General features: G+C 55.0%; 4 protein-coding genes. 2 read left to right on the top strand and 2 right to left on the bottom strand.

Translation table 11 applies throughout. From position 1 onward, the window contains the following. The first annotated feature begins 294 nt into the window (after positions 1–294). Positions 295–570: a hypothetical protein gene (locus AB4043_RS21445; RefSeq protein ID WP_442301831.1), complete on the top strand. Its 276-nt coding sequence runs from the start codon at positions 295–297 to the stop codon at positions 568–570. A 37-nt stretch (positions 571–607) separates the two neighbouring features. On the opposite strand, the gene AB4043_RS21440 is transcribed toward AB4043_RS21445, so the two are convergent. Both AB4043_RS21440 and AB4043_RS21435 read right to left on the bottom strand, forming a co-directional pair. Continuing rightward, positions 608–868 carry a LysR family transcriptional regulator gene (locus AB4043_RS21440; RefSeq protein WP_442301830.1) on the bottom strand — a complete coding sequence of 87 codons (261 nt, stop codon included), beginning with the start codon at positions 866–868 and terminating at the stop codon, positions 608–610. A gap of 358 nt (positions 869–1226) precedes the next feature. Continuing rightward, positions 1227–1754 carry a MarR family winged helix-turn-helix transcriptional regulator gene (locus AB4043_RS21435; RefSeq protein WP_442301829.1) on the bottom strand — a complete coding sequence of 176 codons (528 nt, stop codon included), beginning with the start codon at positions 1752–1754 and terminating at the stop codon, positions 1227–1229. Between the two features lie 277 nt (positions 1755–2031). Here AB4043_RS21435 and AB4043_RS21430 point away from each other — a divergent pair. Beyond that, the coding region (locus tag AB4043_RS21430; protein ID WP_442308028.1) for a PhzF family phenazine biosynthesis protein at positions 2032–2787 on the top strand (756 nt) is incomplete at its 3' end.

Below are 2787 nucleotides of genomic sequence, written 5' to 3'. Positions count from 1 at the left end.
CCGTAAGAGCAGAAAGAACGACAGCGAGCGCAAATTCTGAGAGACGGGATAAACGCATCGGGAGAACTCCATCGTGGCATTGTGATATCTGTGTGCAGTACAGACACCGGTACCGGGATATCAGGATGAGTTCAGCGGGGCGTTTCAGAAGATATGAACAAGCAATCACTCATCCAGCCGTTAGTGGCTGGAACAACAACGTCTGCGTGAGACGGAGAGCGACATGGGCAAGGTATAGCAAAGCGTCGAAAAGATGTCAAATATAGAGGGCGCGGGCGCGACCAACTTCGAACCGTGATCGCAGCGCTCAGGGTCAATCTGCAGTTCCGCGCCGAGGCTCTCAACGCGTTCAATACGCCCCAATTCGCAAGGCCCAATACCACGCTGACCTTCAGCAAAACGGATCTTGCTTCGGGCACCCATACTTCTACGCCTTCATCTACCAATACCTCTACTGGTTCAATTACGGTGGCAGTTGGGATTCTCGCGCATCATTCAGCTCGGCGGGCGCCTGAGCTTTTGAAGACGCCAGCGGCTCAGCATAAAAGCTCAGGGCGCGATTCGTACTAGGTCGGCCCTGACCTTAATTTCGAAAGTCACAGTGCTGTCAGTGCTGGATATCCAGGATGGCGCGATGCGCCTGTTTCAGGATGGTTCGTGCATGGCGGCGCAATCGGATTCCGCTGGACGTAAGTTTGACGTGACGCTGATTGCGGTCGAAGAGGCGAACGTCAAGCGCGGTTTCCAGTGATTTGATCTGGAATGAGAGCGTAGGTTGAGGGATCTGCAGTTCGCGAGCGGCGCGATTGAAATTGAGGTGTTCAGCAAGAACGAGAAAGTACTGGAGCTGTCGTACGCGAAAATCCATTCTTGGCCTCTGGAAAGTTACATCTGCCGGGGTGCTTTGCTTCAGTCCGGATCGGGAGTTGCGTCGCCCTATAGCCGGTACCTCTCTTCACGCGGCGAGGTATGAACGGGCATCAACAGATGCGGTCAAATAGAGCGGCGTGAAACGAATAGGAAGAGGAGAGAGATCAGCCGCAACAGGCAGCAGTCCAGAAGTGCGCAGCCCCGAGGCGCTTCAATAGCGAAGGCATCATGCATTCGGACTGCTGTATGGGTTGCATTGGATGAGATTATGATCGGGGTCCAGATGCAAGTCAAGCGAGAAAGCTCTCATGGAGCGACGCGAAGGCAATAACCAAGTGAAGTTGTAAAGCGTTGGATCAAGGTTCCTGTTCTGTAGTTCCCTCGAAATTTCGCAGAACGGCACGCAGCAGGCCTGCCAGCTTTGTGCGATCGCTGGAAGACAAGGAGCGCAGCATCGTCTGCTCTACTTCCATGTGATGGGCAATGGCTTTGTCTATCAGTTTGCGCCCATCTTCCGTGAGACACACGAATACTCCACGTCGGTCGCCGGGGTCTGGGGACCTTTTCACCAGGCCTGCTGTTTCAAGGCGGTCGATTCGGTTGGTCATTGCGCCTGATGTCAGCATCAGGGAGCTATAGAGCTGCGTAGGCGTAAGCCGATAAGGCTTTCCCGATCGGCGGAGGGTGGCCAGAACATCGAACCCCCAGCGCTCCAGATCAAACTGCGCACAGGCCGCTTTCATCTGTTCATCAATGAGCCGCTCGGCGCGCGAGATACGGCCGATGATTCCCATTGGCGTGGTATCCAGATCAGGGCGCTCGCGCTTCCATTGCTGAAGGATCGTGTCGACATGGTCCTTGCCCGAATTTCGCGTTATGTGCATGGCCCTTTCATGGTATACGCCTCGTCAGTACTATCAATATTTTCCGGGAAAATAACTCGATGTGAAGTATCTTAATGTAAAGATAGATCTGGAGCCGCATTTTTATATGGATGCATGAAAGGTAGGCGAGAGAACCAAAATGAACCGCCGGCAATTTTCCCTTCGACTCTGCGGTCTTGCCGCGTCTGGCGTGTCGCCGTTGACCACCATTGCAATCCGCGGTTTAACCTCGGATCGGATATCGATCTCGCACTCCGAGTCCGCCAGAGAGGAAATTATGTATACTCCTTTTGCTTTTGTCGATGTCTTTGCCGAACAGCCCTTGACCGGCAATCCGTTAGCCATCATCCCGAATGCTGGCGCCCTTGATGAAGCTTCCATGAGGCGAATCGCCGGTGAACTGAATCAGGCGGAGACGACATTCATCATGCCCTCACAGAACAAGTCTGCCGATTGGCGGTTGCGGTCCTTTACGGCTGTGGGACATGAGGTCTTCGGAGCCGGTCATAATTCTTTGGGCGCGTGGTGGTGGCTCGCGGAGACCGGGGTTCTTTCGTTGAAGGAGGGCAAGAATCATTTCGTCCAGGAGATCGGGGGACATCTGCTTCCGGTTGAAGTCCGGCGAGAAGGGACGCGTCTCGAGTCAGTAGTACTGACCCAGTCGCCACCAGAATTTGGAAATATCTGCAAGGACATCGGCGCACTGGCCGATGCTCTGGGCCTGACACCGGATGCCCTCTCCCATTCGTTACCGGCGCAGGTGGTTGCCACTGGAGCCGGACATCTGTTGGTGCCAGTGCGCGACCGGTCGTCTGTTACGCAAGCGCATCCGGATCGCCAAAAGCTGGCAAAGGTTCTTAAGGCTGTCGGCGGCGAAGGCTGCTATTTGTACTGCCTGGAGCCGGTCTCGCCGACCTCAACCGCGCACGCGAGATTTTTCAATCCGACCGTGGGAATCGTGGAGGATGCGGCGACTGGCACAGCTGCAGGCCCACTTGCGGCTTTCCTAGTGAGGCATGGCGTTGTGAAGAAT

It is taken from the genome of Terriglobus sp. YAF25 (assembly GCF_052113305.1).
Lineage (GTDB): Bacteria > Acidobacteriota > Terriglobia > Terriglobales > Acidobacteriaceae > Terriglobus.
The sequence above is the reverse complement of the archived record's forward strand: the minus strand, read 5'-3'. Positions and strand labels throughout refer to the sequence as shown.